15 protein-coding genes are annotated in these 17,533 nt (G+C 63.4%); 4 read left to right on the forward strand and 11 right to left on the reverse strand.

The window, feature by feature from the left end; translation table 11 throughout:
• The 9 genes from CG471_RS16430 to CG471_RS16470 form a co-directional block, all read right to left on the reverse strand.
• A partial coding sequence (locus CG471_RS16430; protein WP_180275725.1) for a 2-phospho-L-lactate transferase CofD family protein occupies positions 1–157 on the reverse strand: 157 nt, incomplete at its 3' end.
• Entirely contained in the window at positions 154–891 is a 738-nt protein-coding gene (cofE, locus tag CG471_RS16435) for a coenzyme F420-0:L-glutamate ligase (RefSeq protein WP_099232560.1), read from the reverse strand. The genes cofE and CG471_RS16430, both read right to left, overlap by 4 nt.
• Positions 892–901: 10 nt before the next feature.
• On the reverse strand, positions 902–1,558 hold the full coding sequence (gene npdG, locus CG471_RS16440; protein ID WP_099232525.1) for an NADPH-dependent F420 reductase: 657 nt from the start codon (positions 1,556–1,558) through the stop codon (positions 902–904).
• Positions 1,559–1,601: 43 nt separating this feature from the next.
• The gene (gene cofH / locus CG471_RS16445) at positions 1,602–3,941 is read right to left on the reverse strand and encodes a 5-amino-6-(D-ribitylamino)uracil--L-tyrosine 4-hydroxyphenyl transferase CofH (RefSeq protein ID WP_099232526.1); all 2,340 of its coding nucleotides are present in this window, start codon (positions 3,939–3,941) and stop codon (positions 1,602–1,604) included.
• Positions 3,938–4,939, reverse strand: coding sequence for an LLM class flavin-dependent oxidoreductase (locus CG471_RS16450; RefSeq protein ID WP_180275726.1), 1,002 nt, complete (start codon positions 4,937–4,939; stop codon positions 3,938–3,940). Before CG471_RS16450 ends, cofH begins: the two co-directional genes overlap by 4 nt.
• Before the next feature lie 113 nt (positions 4,940–5,052).
• Complete coding sequence (locus CG471_RS16455; RefSeq protein WP_257211577.1) at positions 5,053–7,488, reverse strand: TonB-dependent receptor; 2,436 nt, start codon at positions 7,486–7,488, stop codon at positions 5,053–5,055.
• Positions 7,489–7,639: 151 nt separating this feature from the next.
• Positions 7,640–8,734, reverse strand: a complete 1,095-nt coding sequence (locus CG471_RS16460; protein WP_099232529.1) for a CaiB/BaiF CoA-transferase family protein — start codon at positions 8,732–8,734, stop codon at positions 7,640–7,642.
• The gene (locus tag CG471_RS16465) at positions 8,734–9,663 is read right to left on the reverse strand and encodes a 3-keto-5-aminohexanoate cleavage protein (protein WP_099232530.1); all 930 of its coding nucleotides are present in this window, start codon (positions 9,661–9,663) and stop codon (positions 8,734–8,736) included. Before CG471_RS16465 ends, CG471_RS16460 begins: the two co-directional genes overlap by 1 nt.
• An 83-nt stretch (positions 9,664–9,746) precedes the next feature.
• Entirely contained in the window at positions 9,747–12,326 is a 2,580-nt protein-coding gene (locus tag CG471_RS16470; RefSeq protein WP_257211578.1) for a LuxR C-terminal-related transcriptional regulator, read from the reverse strand.
• A 321-nt stretch (positions 12,327–12,647) separates the two neighbouring features.
• On the opposite strand from CG471_RS16470, the gene CG471_RS16475 reads away from it, so the two are divergent.
• The 4 genes from CG471_RS16475 to CG471_RS16490 are packed head-to-tail and all read left to right on the forward strand — an operon-like array spanning position 12,648 to position 15,794.
• Positions 12,648–13,649, forward strand: a complete 1,002-nt coding sequence (locus CG471_RS16475; protein ID WP_099232531.1) for a zinc-binding dehydrogenase — start codon at positions 12,648–12,650, stop codon at positions 13,647–13,649.
• Complete coding sequence (locus CG471_RS16480) at positions 13,646–14,422, forward strand: SDR family oxidoreductase (protein ID WP_099232532.1); 777 nt, start codon at positions 13,646–13,648, stop codon at positions 14,420–14,422. The genes CG471_RS16475 and CG471_RS16480 overlap by 4 nt, the downstream gene beginning before the upstream one ends.
• A gap of 14 nt (positions 14,423–14,436) precedes the next feature.
• Complete coding sequence (locus tag CG471_RS16485) at positions 14,437–15,291, forward strand: SDR family NAD(P)-dependent oxidoreductase (RefSeq protein WP_099232533.1); 855 nt, start codon at positions 14,437–14,439, stop codon at positions 15,289–15,291.
• A complete protein-coding gene (locus CG471_RS16490) occupies positions 15,288–15,794 on the forward strand; it encodes a nuclear transport factor 2 family protein (protein WP_099232534.1) in 507 nt (168 codons plus the stop codon). Before CG471_RS16485 ends, CG471_RS16490 begins: the two co-directional genes overlap by 4 nt.
• Positions 15,795–15,829: 35 nt before the next feature.
• On the opposite strand, the gene CG471_RS16495 is transcribed toward CG471_RS16490, so the two are convergent.
• Positions 15,830–16,657 carry an SDR family NAD(P)-dependent oxidoreductase gene (locus CG471_RS16495; protein ID WP_099232535.1) on the reverse strand — a complete coding sequence of 276 codons (828 nt, stop codon included), beginning with the start codon at positions 16,655–16,657 and terminating at the stop codon, positions 15,830–15,832.
• Positions 16,654–17,532 (reverse strand): MaoC/PaaZ C-terminal domain-containing protein, encoded by an 879-nt coding sequence (locus tag CG471_RS16500; RefSeq protein ID WP_099232536.1) that lies wholly within the window; start codon positions 17,530–17,532, stop codon positions 16,654–16,656. The genes CG471_RS16495 and CG471_RS16500 overlap by 4 nt, the downstream gene beginning before the upstream one ends.
• Position 17,533 lies beyond the last annotated feature (1 nt).

Here is a 17,533-nt window from a genome sequence, read left to right on the forward strand (position 1 = left end):
GGGTGTCGATGTCGGGCGATATATGCAGCCCCAGATGCCGGAAGTCATCCCCGGTATTGACGATCGCCGTCAACCCATCGCCCGCCATAATGCGCGACAGACCCAGAACCAGCTTCGCGCCGCCCACGCCGCCGGTCAGAACAACGACGCGCTTCATGCGAACAGATCTTCATGAACGGGACGCACCAGATCGGCGGCGGGACGTTCCGGGCCGGTCAGCAGGCAGCCCCGCACCAGGGCCGCCGGTATGCCTTCCGCGCCTTCCCCGGTGGCGAGGCAGGCGGCCGTCGCGACGATATCGGCCAGGGCGACCTGGGTGACTTCCAGCGTCCGCCCGTCGCGATCCAGTTCGCCCCTGCGATCCAGCAACGCCGGCAATCCGGCAGCGCCGATAGCGACCGCCACCACGCCCATCCGCCAGGGTCGGCCAAAACTGTCCGAGATGACGACGGGCAGGCCCAGTCGGGCGTGCAGGTGCGATGCCGTTCCATCGGGATCGACCGGCAGGAGCAAGGCGCGATCGCCCTCCCCCGCCCCGATGTTGGACCGATCAATCCCGGCATTGGCCATGACATGGCCCAGCCGGTGCCGCGCGATCAGGACGTGGGGCACAGCGCGCAGGATGGCGCTCGATTCATCCAGCACCAGTTGCACCAGCCGCGCATCCTTGCGCGTGATATCGGCCAGGCGCCGCGCCTCTTCCCCCGGCTCCACATCAGCCAGCGACACGAAACGCCCCTCGGCCTTGGACACGATCTTTTGCGTCACGACCAGAAGGTCGCCGGCGCGGGGTTCAATGCCGCACCGATCAAGCGCCACATGCAGAATGTCCGCCAGATCATCGCCCGGTCTGACCTCCCCAATTCCGGTCAACGGTACGATCTCGATCATCGAATACACCTCAAGCCTCGGGCGGGATCAAATCTCCTGTGATACGAATGCCCGCGCCGTCAACCTTATAGGTCTTGTTCATGAAAATGAGGATCGACGTGAGCGCTTCGGCGGCCGCCGAGTTGACCAGCGCGCCGCCGTGAAGCCCCCGCAATCCCATGGCATCGGCCAGCGCCACGATGCGACCGCGCGCATCCTTGTCGTCGCCGAAGACCAGCACGTCGCAGCCGACATCGATGTCCTTGGCCAGTTTATGCGCGGCGACATTGTGGAACGCGGACACGAGCGTCACGCCTTCTCCCAGAACCGCCTGCGCCTTTTGGGCGGCGGAGCCTTCATCGGGCAATTGGACCCGCATCACCTTGGGCGGAACGAGGGGAACGGTCGTATCCACGACCAACTTGCCAACGACATGCGGCGCGATGTCGCGAAGCGTCGCCTCCTGCGCGGCAAAGGGCACCGTCACGATGATGATGTCCGCATTCGCGACGACATCCACATTGGCGCCAGCCCGCAGGCCATGCCCCAATTCCGCGGCGGCTTTTTCCGCACTTTCGGCGTTGCGCGATCCGATCGTCACGGAATAGCCGGCACGCGCCAGGCGCCAGGCGATCGCAGCGCCCAGATTACCGGTGCCGCCGACGACGGCAATGGCGGGAAGAGTCATATATTGTCCTTCAATGGAGCTGGCGAACGATGTTGCAGATCGTTCACGATGGTTCAGCCAAGACGGCGCGACGCGGTCGCACCGGTTCGTAAAGCGTGGTGCGTTGGCGCACAGGTCGCCCGACGGATGCCGCCAGGGCCTGCATTTCCCTGGGGCCGAATTCCTGCCCGTTGACGCCACCAGCGGCCCGGGTGATCGATTCATCCATCAGCGTGCCACCCATATCGTTGGCGCCCGCATTCAGGATCGCCGCGGCCCCCTCCGGCCCCATCTTTACCCAGGATACCTGAATATTCGGGATCACCGGATGCAGCACGATGCGCGCGATCGCATGCATCAGCACCGCTTCGCGATAGCTGGGGCCCGAGCGCGCCAGCCCCTTTCGCCAGATCGGCGATTCCATATGCACGAAGGGCAGCGGCACGAATTCGGTGAAGCCGCCCGTCTCCTCCTGCAATCCGCGAATCCGGAGCAGATGGCGCGCCCAATGCTTATATTCTTCGACATGGCCGAACATGATCGTGGCCGTGCTGCGCAGGCCCACCCCGTGCGCCACGCGCATCACCTCGATCCATTCGTCCGCCGTCACCTTGTCCGGGCAGATGATATCGCGAACTTCAGGGTCCAGTATCTCCGCCGCCGTACCGGGCAAGGTGGAGAGCCCCGCCTCCTTCAGTCGCGCCAGATAATCCTCCAGCGGCAGGCCGAGCGTGCGGGCGCCATGGGTCACCTCCAGCGGCGAGAAGGCATGGATATGGATATCCGGCGCAGCCTCACGCACCGTCTTGAGGACATTGAGATAGGTATGCCCGTCATAGTCGGGATGGATCCCGCCCTGAAGGCAGACTTCGGTCGCGCCGCGATCCCAGGCCTCGGCCGCGCGGCGTCCGACCTCTTCCATGTCGAGCCTGTAGGCAGGCCCGCGCATGGCCTTGGTGCTGCCCTTGGAAAAGGCGCAGAAGCCGCATTTATAGAGGCAGATATTGGTATAGTTGATATTGCGGTTGACCGCATAGGTCAGCGTGTCGCCCACGGCCTGCCGCCGCAACCGGTCGGCCCGGTCGACGATGGCGGCAAAATCTTCCTGCTCGGCATCGAACAGGGTGACGATATCCGCTTCGCTTAGCCGTTCGCCCTGCTCCGCCGCAGCGAGGATGGACCGGATCAATCGGGAGGCCGAAACGGGCTCCACCGCCATGATGTCGGGCGCTGGATCGCCATGCCCTGCGGACCAGTCGTCGACCTTGGGCAATCCCCGCCCGTCAATGGCGCGCAGGATCTGGGTGGCGATGGCCGGCGCCGCCCAATCCCGCGCGGCAAGGGCATAGCGCGGGCCGATGGCGAGCCGCTGCATCAACAGGCGACCTGCGGACCGGGTGGCGTCCTCCAATATCTCCAGATGCGGCCAGGGCGCCTCCGGGTTCACATGGTCGGGCGTCACGGGCGACACCCCGCCCCAGTCATTGACGCCGGCCCGGATCAGCGGCGCCAGATCGACGCGATCGTGTAGATTGGGCGGCGCCTGGATCGTCATCTCGGGCCCCAGTATGATCCGCGCGGCGGCGATGGCCCAGAGATGATCGTCGAGCGACGGTTCGGCATGATCCGCCATGCGCGTTCCCGGCTTTGCCCGGAAATTCTGGATGATGACTTCCTGCACATGGCCGTAGCGGCGATGCAGATCGCGAATGGCGACCAGCGCCTCCACCTGATCCTCGCGGGTTTCGCCGATGCCTATCAGCAGGCCGGTCGTGAACGGCACGCGCGCCCGTCCGGCTTCCTCGATGGCGGCCAATCGCAGGGCCGGCTGCTTGTCGGGCGAGCCGAAATGCGGGCCGCCCCGCGCGCACAGGCGATCCGAGCTGCTTTCCAGCATGATGCCCATGGAAGCGGCATGCGGCCGCAACTGCGCATAATCCTCGCCGTTCATCAGACCGGGATTGAGATGCGGCAGCAAGCCCGTCTCACGAAACACCAGTTCCGCCATTTCGGCCAGATAGGACAAGGTCGAGTCATGCCCAAGCCCCGCGAGAGCCTCGCGCGCAGCGGCATAGCGGGCCTCGGGTCGATCGCCGAGGGTGAAAAGGGCTTCCCGGCAACCGGCCGCCGCGCCCGCACGGGCGATGGCCAGCACCTCATCCCGACTGAGATAGGCGTCACCCGCGCGGGCCGGCGTGGTGGCGAAGGTGCAATAGTGGCACACGTCACGGCATAATTTGGTGAGGGGAATGAAGACCTTGCGGGAATAGGTCAGGCGACGGCCATGCGCCGCCACCGTCATCGCCTCCGCCGCCGCCATCATGTCGCCCAGCGACCGGGATCGCAGCACCGCCGCGATGCCCGCTGCTTCGTCTTCGCTCAGATGCAGTAGATCCAGTGTCACATCATACTCCGCGCTCGGGCAAGCCCGCTAATGGTTTCTAGCGGCGCAGCATGCCCGGGCAAGGCCGCGATGAAGGTGGAGACACCCATCGCCTTCACGCGCCGCAGCATGTCGACTGCCGCATCGACAGGCCCCGCCAGCGTATCGAAGTCCGCCAGGAACTCGGTCAGACCCAATTCCTCCATCAGGGCCACATTCCTGCCGCCCACAACCACATGCTCGGTCGGATCATAGCGCGCGTGCAATGCATCGATCTTGCCGCGAAACTGCGTCGGGACACGCGCCAGGGTTTCAGGTGTGCGGAAGGCCATGCCGTTGACGACGATGAACGCCTTGAGATCGTCGATAGCCTCGGCCCGTGTGGGACGGATCGAGGCGAAGGAAACGACCCAGATATCGATCGACAGGGGATCGCGCCCCGCCGCCTGCGCCGCGGCCCGGACGGTATCGATCCGGTCCTTCAGCGCGTCGAGATGGCGTTCGCCCGCGAACAATATGACGCCGTCGGCCTGCTCGCCCGCCAGCGCCAGCGCCTTGGGACCGAAGGCGGAATAATAGATGGGAATCGGGCGGGCGAAACGGAGCGGCTTGACAGCCACGCCGTTCCACGCCGTCGGCCTTCCGGCGAACAAATCCCTGAGCGCCGCCAATTCCGCCCGAATTTCCCTTTGCGTCGCGGGAGGACGCCCGATCGCGAGGACCGTGCTGCCGCCCGTGGCCAGACCCAGCGCCACGCGCCCGCCGGAAAGATCGTCGATCGTGCTGAGGGCGGAGGCCGTCACCAAAGGATGCCGCATGAAAGGCGAGGTAACCAGCGGCGCCAACGTGACATTGGGCGCCTCGATCGCGGCGAGCGTGAGGGAAACATAGAGGTCGCGCCAGCCCGCCGGCGAATCACCGACGGTGACGAGATCGAAGCCAAGGTCGGAAGCCAGTTTCACTTCTTCGCGAAAGCTATCGAGGCTGGAACCCCACATGCTGCAAATGCCGAATTTCATCGTGCACCTAGGCTCCCCCATCTCAATAATTGCCTGCATAGAAGAAGATGGAGCGCCGCCACCCTGTCGATATGCAGGTAAAGGGGAGGTTGTCGTCCTCCCCCTCATGCGCCTTAAAAACTGTAGCGCCCCTTGATGCCCCAGGTTCGCTGTTCGCCCCGATATGCGGAACTGATCGGGAAAGACAGGAGCAGGACGCTGGCCGCAGAATAATATTTCTCGTTGAACGCATTCTTCAGGAAGACGGACAGGTCGAGACCGGTGCCCCCGACGCCCTTCCAGCTAAGTTGAGCATTGACGAGATTGTAGCCCGGCAGCTTCTCTCCATTCTGGCCACCGAAATCGGCCGTCGTGAACAGGTCGGAATCGAAAACGACGTCCCCATCGGCCGGTTTGAACGGCAGCGTCCAGCTGATGGCGAAAGTGCCCGAGAAGGTCGGCGAGAATTTGTTGATATTCTCCGGCGAGCAAACGATCCCGGTCGGCAGGTTGGCTGGCAGCGTCACCTTGTCGATCTTCACCTTCGTGAAGGCGCCGTTGAAAGACGCAGTTAAGTTGCGCGACGGGCTGACACTCGCTTCGAACTCAATGCCGGTAATCGTCTGATCGGAGATGTTCGCGCCGAAAGCGGTGTTCGACGGCGTATCGGGTGCGCCGTTTGGCACGACCCCGGTCACGTTCAGAAACTGTAGCGCATTCTTATATTTGGCATAATAGGCCGACAGGTTCAAATGGCCTCGCGCGCCGCCTGCCTCGAAATTGATTTTCGAACCCACCTCGACGTCGGTGACGGTTTCCTTGCCAGTCTTCTGGAACGGCCGCAGGTCAGGACAGACACCGCCGCCGAAGATGCAACTGGGATCGGTGCCGCCAGTTGTGAACTTCGATTCAAAGAAGGGCGTATTCACGTTCGCACCGCGATAGCCGCGGCGGGAGACCACATAGAGCAGCCAGTCAGGCTTCACCTTGTAATCAAGGCCGACGGTCCAGCTCGGCGCCTTGCCGCTGTTACTGACCGTGCCCACGCCATCGATCAGGCCGAGAGCCGCCACGTCACGGCATTCTTCGTCGGTGACATAAGAGGTGCCAATGGCCCCGCCGCAGGCGCTGACCTTGTCCCAGCTATACCGGATACCGGCGTTCAGCGTAAGCGTGTCTGTGATCTTGTACCCGATCTGACCGAACAGCGCCTTATTCCTGTTGGTCACATGGGCAGTGATCGGCGAGGCCGGGATGCCGCCTACCGAGAAGGCCGTGAACTGCGATCCAGCCGCACCATAGCTGTTATCCTTGTTGTAATAGGCGCCGACGATGAAGTTCAGGGCGCCAAAGTCGCCAAGCACCTGGAACTCGTTGCTCAAATATTCGCGCCGTCCCAATTGCGATGCATAGAAGAGCGTGAAAGGCACGTTGACGCCGGGCGCGACGGGGAGCGTCAGCGGACTAACCGCTCCGGTATTGATCAACTGATTGCTGTAATTCCTGCGATAGCCGATGATATTGCGGACGGTGATATCCCCGAAAGTCAAGGACGTGTTATTGATGATCGACTGCGCCTTGCGGTCGGCATAGCCACCGTTGATCCCGCCGTCGAATGAACCATATTCGTTGTTGCGTTGCGTTTGCAGATTTGCCTGAACCTGCGCATCAAGCGCGGCGCCCAGTTCCGGGCCGAAAAATACGCCGAAAGGGAAATTCTGGCGAATGAGATTAAGGCCGCCAGCCAGTTCGTTCGCCTTGCTATATTCATAGATGGTCAGGCTCTTGATCCAGTCAGTCGGTTCCAGCAGCAGGCTGGCGCGGAAACTGTCCTGATGGATATCATCAAAGCCGGGACCACTGTCGAGCGCCGGGATACGCGGATCCTGACGGCGTATCTGGCCGGCGACCCGCAAGGCGACTTTGCCGTCCACGATGGGCACATTGATGGCGCCTTCCAGCTCGCGATGATCGAACCGGCCGTACATTCCCTGGATATAGCCGCTAAAATCGTAGGTCGGTTCCTGCGTGTTGATCAAGACGGCGCCGCCAAGCGTGTTCTTTCCGAACAAGGTGCCCTGCGGCCCCTTCAATACCTGGATGCCGGCCACGTCGTAGGCAGGAATATTCGATCCGACCGCAGGCAACGCCACGTTGTTGACATACATGACGACGCCGGGCGTACCCTCGCCAAGTGGCAGGTTACCGATGCCACGCAGCGTCAGGGCCATCGTATCCTTGCCGCCCTCGGAGGCGAAGGTGAAACCTGGCGTAATGGTCTTCAGGTCGGTGGCTGTCTGGACATTGCTTCGCTCCAGCCCCGCAGCAGAGAAGGCGGTGACCGACACCGGGACATCCTGCAGCCGCTCTTCGCGGCGGCGGGCGGTAACGACGATATCGCTGGTGGGATAGCTTTGCTCGGCTTGCGGCGTTTCGGCGACGTTGGTCTGGCCCCACAGGGGCGTTGCGACAGTGGCGGCCGTCGAAAGCAGCACAACCTTAACTATGTAGGACTTCATCGCTCTATCCTCTCTGTAGACAAGCCTGCTATTCGTCGCAGGTCGAAACATGCCGTCAGCAAAAGAGGGTTGGGGTACCGTTATAACCTATCGATCGGCAGGGTCAGACGATCATATCGCGCTAAGATTTCGATCGAGGCAATTGTGCCGCACCCATCATTTGCTGCGTAACGGGCAGCGACGAAAGTGATGGAATCCTGTGTCAGGACCAGTCTGCGATCAAATCGCCAACTTCAATCATTCTCGGCTCGGCAAAGCTCCCTTCTGTAGCCGACAGCCGTGGCGCAGGCGCGGGCTGGACCACGCCATTCCGTGTCACGAAAGTACCCCGGACTTGATTATGCGCGTGCTCCGGCGCCTCCGCCATGGAAAGTACCGGTGACACGCAAGCGTCGGTCTCCGCAAATTTTTCAGCCCACTCGTCGCGCGTTCGCCTGGCGAAGGCGGTAGCGAAATCAGCCTGCATCACGGGCCAGCCTTCACGGTCGTTCTGGTCATAGCGCCGATCGGAAAGACCCAGTCCGTCCACCATCTGGGCAAAGAATTTGGGTTCCAGACACCCCACCGCGACATGCCGCCCATCGGCGCATTCGTAACAGCGGTAGAAGGGCGCCGCGCCGTCCAGCAGATTGGAGCCCGGCGCATCTTCCCACAAACCCTTGGGCTGCCATGCGTAGAAAAGGCTCATCAACGACGCGACGCCGTCGGTGATGCAGGCGTCGACAACCTGCCCCCGGCCCGTCCGTTGCGCCGCCAGCAGCGCACTCAACAGGCCGAAGATCAGGAACATGGCGCCGCCGCCATAATCGCCCACCAGATTGAGCGGCACCGGAGGCGTTCCCTGCCGCTCTCCCATCGCGTGGAGCGCGCCGGTGATCGACAGATAGTTGATGTCATGGCCCGCCCGCAGAGCCAGCGGCCCGGACTGGCCCCAGCCCGTCATCCGACCGAACACGAACCGTGGATTGTGCGCAAGGCAGACATCGGGACCGACGCCGAGGCGTTCCATGACGCCGGGCCTGTATCCCTCGATGAGCCCGTCCGCCCGCTCGACCAGTGCGAGCAGATGTTCGCGATCGGCGTCCTGCTTGAGATCGAGATAGGTCACCGCCCGGCTGCGGTGCAGGATGTCACCACCGACATCGTCCCAATCCCCCGCCGTAGCCGAAGGCGGCCGGGCGATCCGGACGATCTCTGCACCCATATCCGCCAGCAGCATCGCCGCGAGCGGCACGGGGCCGATCGCGTCGATCTCCAGCAGGCGAATACCGGCCAGCGGCCCGCTTTTTTCCATCATCAGATGTTCGTCCGGTCCGCGCCCTTGAGGTCCAGCATGGCGCGCGCCTCGTCCGGCGTGGCGATTTCAAGCCCCATGCCCTCAACGATCTGCCGCGCGGTCTTCACCTGCTCCGCATTGGTCTCGGCCAGCCGCCCCGGACCGCCCCACAGCGAATCTTCCAGACCGATGCGGACGTTGCCGCCCATCGACGCCGCCATGGCGACGATGCTCATCTGGCGCGCGCCCGCTCCCAGCACGGACCATTCATATTGGTCGCCGAACAGCCGGTCGGCCGTCCGCTTCATATGCATGATATCGTCGGGATGACTGCCGATGCCGCCCAATATGCCGAAGCATGTCTGGATGAACAGCGGCGCCTTTACGAGGCCGCGATCGAGAAAATATTTCAGATTGTAGAGATGGCTGGTGTCATAGCATTCGAATTCGAAACGCGTGCCCAGCGGCGACAAGGTGGTCAGCAGATGTTCGATGTCGGCATAGGTGTTCTTGAACACCAGATCGCGCGAAGCTTCGAGCGCCGCCGGCTCCCAGTCATGCTTGAACGTCTTGAACCGGTCCAGCATCGGAAACAGGCCAAAGCCCATCGTCCCCATATTGAGGCTGGCTACTTCGGGCGCGAAAGTCTGGGCGGGACGGATGCGTTCCTGCACCGTCATGGAGGGGTGCCCGCCGGTGGTCAGGTTCAGCACGGCGTCGGTACGCTGCTTGATGACCTTGAGGAAGGGTTCGAACAGGTCGGGATTCTGGTCCGGCCGCCCATCGACGGGATTGCGCGCATGCAGATGAATGATGGCGGCGCCCGCCTCCGCCGCGCCGACCGCCGATTCCGCAATCTCCTCCGCCGTCACGGGCAGATAGGGCGACATGGAGGGCGTGTGGATTGCGCCTGTAATCGCGCAGCTGATGATGACCTTGCGTTTTGCCATGATATTTCCTTTCGCGCAGATTGCGCCGGTCGCAGGTTGCGCGAACGGCGCAATCTATCCTTCGATAGGAAGCGGCGCGCGCTTCAGGGCAAAATGCCGAGCTGCCGCGCCCGCAGAACCGCCTGCGGCCGACGACGCACGCCCAGCTTGTCGTATATTTGCTGCATATACCATTTGACCGTGCCTTCGGTCAGGCCGAGGCGGTCGCCAATTTCCCGGTTGCGCAGGCCTCCGCTCACCATCGTCAAAATATCGACTTCCCGGTTGGCGAGGCGCCCGGTCAGGCCGAAATCATCCTCCTCTTCTTCCTCCGCTTCGATCTGCGGTCCCCGCCGCAACATCGACACAAGGCGGACGGCGAAGCGATCGGCCGGCGTTTCCAGTTCCGGTCCCTGCGAATAGGCTTCGAGGATCAGAGACGCGATGACTTGTCCCTCATCGACGAAGACCCGCACCCAGCCGGCCGGTTCGGCCATCTCCACGGCAGCGCGAACGGCCCTGCGCGCCTCGGACCGGTTGCCCTGAAGCACCGCGATTTCCGCCAGCAGCAATTCGAAGATCACGGCGGACCGGACCGCTCCGGCGCGCTTGACGAATTCCAGCCACCGATAGGCGACCTTGCGCGCACGGCCCAGCCGATGGCGCTGCATTTCGATCCTGAGCCAGGCGATCGCGATATTCTCATTGCGCCGCGTCGGGTGCAGGGTGGGAATGGGTTCGCCGTCCAGTTGCGGATCGCCCGCCAGGAAATGCTGCTCGGCCTCGTCGATCTGCCCCGCCTTGATCAAAAGCCGCACCTCTTCGGCCACGATGAAGGAGCGCAGGCGATCAAGCCCACATTCGATCGCCACGAGATGCGCATCGTTAAGCGTAGAAAGCGCGCTGGGCAGATCGCCCCTTGCCGCCCGCAGGCGCGCGCTGACCAGATAGCCCGACGCCATCTGATCGGAAAAGCCCCATTGCCGCACGACTGGCAGATATTGTTCCGCCAGCTCCGCCGCCTGTTCAAGATCGCCCGCATCATAGAGCAGTTCGGCCAGCGGCAGCGCGGGAAGCGCGGCCAGACCGGAACCCGCGCCATGGATTTCAACGGCTAACGCGAAGGCCTCTTCCAGAAAACGTTGCGCCAAGGGAATCTTGCCCTGCGCCATCATGGTCGGCGCGACCGATGCCTTCAGGGCGATGGATGCGAAGGCCGAACCGGGACGCGACAGAGCGCGGCTCGTTTCCGCCTCCAGCTTGAGCATGTCCTGAAAATGATACAGCTCGCGCCGCGCCGACATGAGCTGCGCCAGCAAGGTGCAGCTAAGATAGGCATGACTGTCGGCCAATTCGGCAAGCAGCGGCTCCGAATCGGCCTCGACCCTGATCATGTCGTCGCGCGCCGCCGCCAGCATGACGAAGCGATGGCGGATCAGCAGGTCCAGTTGCTCGATTTCATGCGCGGGCAGGGACTGCGCCTCCCGCTTCGCGTCACAGGCTTGCCGCGCGGCGGAAATCAGTCTGTCGGCCGATGAAAAGGCCAGTTGGCGGATGCGCCTCCAGGCCAGCGCCAGGAGCAGATTGGGCCGTTCGGCCAGGATCGGCCAGGGCAGTTCCGCGCCCAGTTCGTCGATGCGATAGAGATAGCCCGAATAGGTCAGTCCTTCAGCCAGACGATCCAACTGGTCGGCGAGGAACGCCTTTTCCCCGCTCAGCCGCGCATGTTCGATCGCCAGGGCAAGCTGGCCGGTATCGGCAAAATATTCGCTCGCCCGCCGATGCATGACGGCAGCGCGGTCGGGCGCCCGATCGATCAGCCGGCCCAACACCATCTCACGAAACAGCCGATGATAGGCATAACGACTATGTTCCTGGTCAATCGCGTTCAGAAACAGGCCTTCGCGAAAGACATGGTCCAGCATCGCGCGGGCATTCTCGTCGCCGGTTACCGCCGCGCAGGCCGAGGGCGTCAGTTCATCGAGGATCGACGTGTCGACAAGGAAGCGGCGAACATCGTCCGGTTGCAAACTCACCACTTCGTCATGGAAATATTCGGCAAATTCGGGGCGCAGGCCAGTCAGCCGAAGCTTGACCGCGCTGTCGCTGGTGCGGCGATAGAGATCGCATGCAATGACGATACCGGAAACCCAGCCTTGGGTATCGCCCACAATGTCCTGAAGGTCACGCGAATCCACCGGCGTTCCGATGGACCGCGTGACCAGTTCCGTCGCTTCCGCCAAGGTGAAGGACAGATCCGCGACGCCCACTTCGACCAGAAATCCGAGCGCCCGCATACGCGCCAGCGACAGGCCGACCGTACCGCGCGCAGCGATGATGATGGTCAATGCGTCGCGCGCGCTCGAGGATAATTGGGCCAGAAATTCCAGGATCGGCTTCGCCAGAAACTGCGCGTCATCCACAATGATGACCGGCCTTACGCTGCCCATCGTCGCGAGGACGGACAGCCAGTTGGCGTCGGACGCGTCGCTGTCCAATGCATCCCACGCCATGCCGGCCGCAATACCGGCCGCCTTGAGCGCCTGGAGAAAGGACCGTTTGCTTTCTATGCCCGCCCTGGCCGCGAGCCAGATGACGGGACGCCCCTGCGACCTGAGTTCGTCCGCCCAGAACAGCATCGCGGTCGTTTTCCCGCTGCCAGCCGGGGCCGACACCGCGGTCATGCGCGACTGCGCCACCCTCTCCGTCAACGCCACCAACGCAGCGCGGCGGATAGGCCTATGAGTCGAACGGGGCGGCAAGATAGCTGTAGGCACGACAGTCATGCTGTTCTCTCCTGACGCGCGCTTGGCGCGATTCGTTCTGTTATGCGAAATATATTCTGCGCGATGAATCTATAACGCAATCCCTTTTTCCTATCGGCAGATAGGTTCCCAGTGAGGCAGAAAATTGTCCAGCTTCCAAGCGAACAAGCCAAGGTCGCTCGGCAACCAGCGTTGCCATACAGACTGCGGCACAGAGCAGGATATTAGGAAAGGTTGACCATGAAGGCCCTTTATCTCGAACGGATCGACGGCCCTGACTCCGTGGTGGTGACGGATGTCGACACCCCGGTTCCTGGTCCGGGAGAGGTGCGCGTCGCGCTGCGGGCGGCATCGATCAACCATCGCGAACTGTTCATCACGCAGGGCCAATATCCCGGCATGACTGTGCCGATCACGCTGGGCTGCGACGGCGCGGGCGTTGTCGACATGATCGGCGAGGGCGTGACCGGCGTCAGCGAGGGGGACGAGGTCGTCCTCTATCCCGCGCGCAATTGGGGCCCCAACCGCCATGCGCCGGCCGCCGATTTCGGCCTGCTCGGCATGCCCTTTGCCGGCACGATCGCCGAATATATCTGCGTGCCGGTCGACAATCTGGCGCCCAAGCCGGCCTTCATGAGTTTCGAGGAAGCCGGCGCCATGCCGCTGACGGCGCTGACCTCCTGGCGCGCGCTGATGTTCAAGGGGCGGCTGGAAGCGGGCGAGACGCTGCTCATCAGTGGCGTGGGTGGCGGCGTGGCGACATTCGGCCTGGCCTTCGCCGTGGCCAAGGGCGCCAATGTCTATGTCACCGGCGAAAGTCAGGACGTGATTGATCGGGCCATTGCGATGGGGGCCAAGGGCGGCCTGCTCTACACCGATCCCGACTGGCGCAAGCAGGTCGGCAAGCTGACCGGCGGCATCGACGTCGTGCTGGACGGCGCGCCCTCGCCCAGCTTCGCCAACTATGTCCGCGCCATCAATCCGGGCGCGCGCATCGTCATCTATGGGTCTACCGCCGGCAATGAGATCAAGTTCAACGCCACCGACATCTTCCTGAAGAGCGCGAGTATCGTCGGCAGCCAGGTCGGCGATCCGCAGGACTTCAAGGAAATGCTCGCCTTTGCCGGACAACATGAAATCAAGCCGGTGATCGAGGCGACCTATCCGCTTGCCCAGGCGAAGGAAGCGCTGCTGCATCTGCGTGACCAGCATAAATTCGGCAAAGTCGTGGTGACGATGTGAGCGATCTGTTCAGCCTGGCCGGCAAGAAAGCGCTGGTCACCGGCGGCGCGCAAGGCCTGGGCCGCATGATCGCCGAAGGTCTGCTGCGGGCCGGGGCGACGGTCGCGATCACATCGCGCAAGGCCGACATTTGCGAAGAAGCCGCCCGCGACATGGCGGCGCTGGGATCATGCATCCCGCTCCCCGCCGACCTGTCCACGCCCGAGGCGGCGGTGGACCTCGTCGCCCGGTATCGCGATGCGGTCGGCGAATGCCATATATTGGTCAACAATGCGGGCAAGACCTGGGGCGGACCGATCGACAGCTTCCCCGACAAGGCCTGGCCCGGCGTGATGGCGGTGAATGTCCAGACGCCGTTCACCATGGTCCGCGAACTGCTGCCCGAACTCGGCGCGGCCGGAACGCCGGGCGATCCGGCCCGGGTCATCAACATCGGTTCGGTCGCGGGGATGAAGACGGCCCGGCTCAGCGCCTACAGCTATGCCGCGAGCAAGGCCGCGGTCCATATGATGACGCGCGATCTGGCCGGCGATCTCGCCGAACGGAACATTACCGTCAACGCGGTCATTCCCGGCTTCTTCCCGACCAAGATGACGGCGCATATGCGGGACGAGGATCAGGTCGATCCTGCCCTGCTGGCGCATATTCCGCTCAAACGGCTGGGGTCGCCGGACGATATCGCCGGCATCGTCATTTTCCTGTGCTCGCGCGCCGGAGCCTATGTCACCGGCGCGGAAATCCCGGTCGACGGCGGGGTCGTCGGCTGCGGCTGAGGGAGGGGGCCGCCATGGCGAGAAACGGCAATTTCGTTTTCGTCGGCGGCACGGACGGCATTGGTCGCGCCGCGGCGCTGAACGTGGCGCGGCACGGCTCATCCATCCTCCTCGTCGCGCGAAACGAGGATCGCGGCGCGGCTGCGGTCGATGCAATGCTGGATGCGGGCGCGCGGGACGCCGCCTTTCTCAAGGCCGACCTCTCGACGATCGCGGGGGCAGCCGCCGCCGCGCAGGGCATCAACCTCTGGCGCTCCACGATCGATGGTCTGATGCATAGCGCGATGAGCGCATTTTCGGGCAAGACCGTGACAACCGACGGGTTGGAGTTCGCGTTCGCGCTCCAATATCTCGCGCGCGCTATCATCAATCGCTTATGCGCCGATGCGCTGGCCGCATCGGGTGACGGGCGCATCGTTCATATCGCTGGCGCCGTCCCCTATCGGATGGCGGCGCCCGATCTTGACGATCTGCAGTTCGAACGGCGCAAATGGCGCTTCTTCAAAGCGATCCTGACCACCCATGTCCAGGGCTTCCTGTTCCTGGACGAGGCATCGCGGCGCTGGGCGGACCGACAGATCGGACTCTATGCGACCGGCGTGGCATCCACCCGGACAAGAGCGATGCTTGACCCCGCCATGCCGCTCATCATGCGGATCATGGGTCGGCTGGGCATCACGGCCGAGAAATCAGCCGTCAATGCCACACGGCTGCTGCTCGACGAAGCACGTCCGGCCATGCAAGCCGCCATCTTCAAAAATCCCAAGCGTTTCACACCGGCCCCCTTCGATCTGCCCGCGCAGGAGGGGGGACGATTGTGGGACATCACGACGGCCCTTGCACGCCGCAGAGGAGTAGTTTTGCCATGACGATCGACCTCGCCATGCTGGCGGATCGCCTCGCGATCGAGGAATGCATCTATCGGTACGCCCATCTGGTCGATTCGATGCAATTTCATCGCATCGCGGAGGAAGTGTTCACGGACGACGGATCGATCGACTTTGGCAGCGCGCGTTCCGTGGGGCGCGAGGCTATCCATGCCCAGTGCATGGGTTATCAGGGCGCTTTGATGGGCTGTTCGCACAATATCACCAACCTGGTGATAGAGGTGAACGGCGACGAAGCGCGCGCAGCCAGCCGCGTCATGACCTGGCAGTGGTTCGATATCCCCGATGCCGATCCGCTGCGCCCCACCGACCTTCTCGCGGTGGGCGGTTATGAGGACAGGCTGCGACGCACGGCCGAGGGATGGCGGATATTTGAGCGGCGCGGGATCAATTTCGGTACGGGCATCGGCGCCGGATCCGTGCCCGATCCCATGCGTCCCATCTTTCAGGCCATGCAGGGCCGCACGCCTGGCTGGCCCGCCTGACCGAGGGCGGGCACCAGGGCCCGCCCATCCTGTCGTCAGAGTTTCCAGCCCCCGCCCGCGACGATCACCTCGCCGGTGATATAATCGGCTTCGGGCAGGCACAGCAGGAAGACGGCACCCGCCGCTTCTTCCGGCGTGCCGGCGCGGCCCAGCGGAATGCCTTTTTCCATGGCTTCCAATATTTCGTCGCTGACGCCGGCTTTGATGTCCCGACCCTTGACGCTGATGGTCGAGCTGCCCGCCTCGCCTGCGGTCATGCGGGTCATGATGGCGCCGAAGGCCACGGCATTGACGGTGACATTATAGCGCCCCCATTCCTTCATCACCGTCTTGGTGAGACCGACGATTCCCGCCTTGCCCGCCGCATAGCCCGACTGACCGGCATTGCCGCCAAGACCCGCCACGGAAGATATATTGATGACCGTCCGGCGTGTGGCCCGGCCCTGTTCCGCGGCCTCCTTCTTCGCCGCGGCAGCGATCACCGGTTGCGCGGCGCGCAAGATGCGGAAAGGGGCGTTGAGATGCACATCGAGCATGGCCATCCACTGCTCGTCGCTCGTCTTCTGAAGCACAGAATCCCAGGCATAGCCCGCATTGTTCACGATGATGTCGATCGTGCCGAAATGCGCGACCGCCGCTCCCACGAATTTGTCGCCGAAATCGGCCTCCGTCACGTCGCCCACACACACCACGGCGCGAACGCCCAGGCTTTCGATTTCGTTCGCCGTCGCCTTTGCGACATCCTCGTCCAGGTCGTTCACCACGACATGGGCGCCGGCACTGGCCAGTTTCAGCGCGATAGCCTTCCCGATGCCCCGTCCAGAGCCAGACACCAGTGCGACCTTGCCATCCAATATCTTCACGTCAATGCGTCCCTTTCTTCCTTGAAACCACCGATGCGGGCCTCGCCGCCATCGATGACGATGCTGTTCCTGTCAGGCACGCTCGCCCGAAACGATATGGTGTCGCCCCGGCGCCAGATTTCCGTCCGAACCGTCTCGCCTGGCCAGACCGGCGCGGTAAAACGCACCCGCATGTCGGTCAACAAACCCGGATCGCCCTCACAGCACAGATGGATCAGCGCGCGCGCCGCCAGCCCCATAGTGGCGAGGCCATGCAATATCGGCCGGTCGAAACCTGCCGCCTGCGCCGTACCCTGGTCGACATGCAGGGGATTTCGATCGCCGGTCAGGCGATAGAGCATCGCCTGATTGGAGGCCGTCGGGAGATCGAGACATGCATCCGCCGGCGCATCCGGCATTATGACCGGCGCCGGCCCGTCAAGATCACGCGGCCCGCCAAAACCGCCCGCGCCGCGCAAGACCCACACTTCCTCCATCTCGGCGATCGGACGGTCCGTCGGCGTGGTGATCACGCGTTTTGCCCGCACGAGCGCAGGCTTGCCTGCCCCCTTGTCCGCGAGACCGATAATCTCGATCCGGCCGTTGACCAACTGGCCCAGTTCGAGCGGACGGAACAGTTTCAGCGTCTGCTCGCCATGCAGAATGCGCGGCCAGTCCCAGCCCAGTTCCGGCGCCATCGGCCAGAAGCCAGGTGTCCCCAGGACCAGCGCCATGGTCGGCAACACGGCCTGATCGCGTTCGAAAATCAAATTCTGCTCATCTATGGCGCCCAAACCGGCGCCAACACCCAGGGCATAGAGGATCGCCCCGCGCGGATCGCAGACATCTTGCGCTTCCGGCACCCGGAAGCCGCGCAATCGTTTGACGTCAAGCATT

The organism is Sphingobium sp. IP1, from assembly GCF_002708645.1.
In the GTDB taxonomy this organism is placed as follows: domain Bacteria; phylum Pseudomonadota; class Alphaproteobacteria; order Sphingomonadales; family Sphingomonadaceae; genus Sphingobium; species Sphingobium yanoikuyae.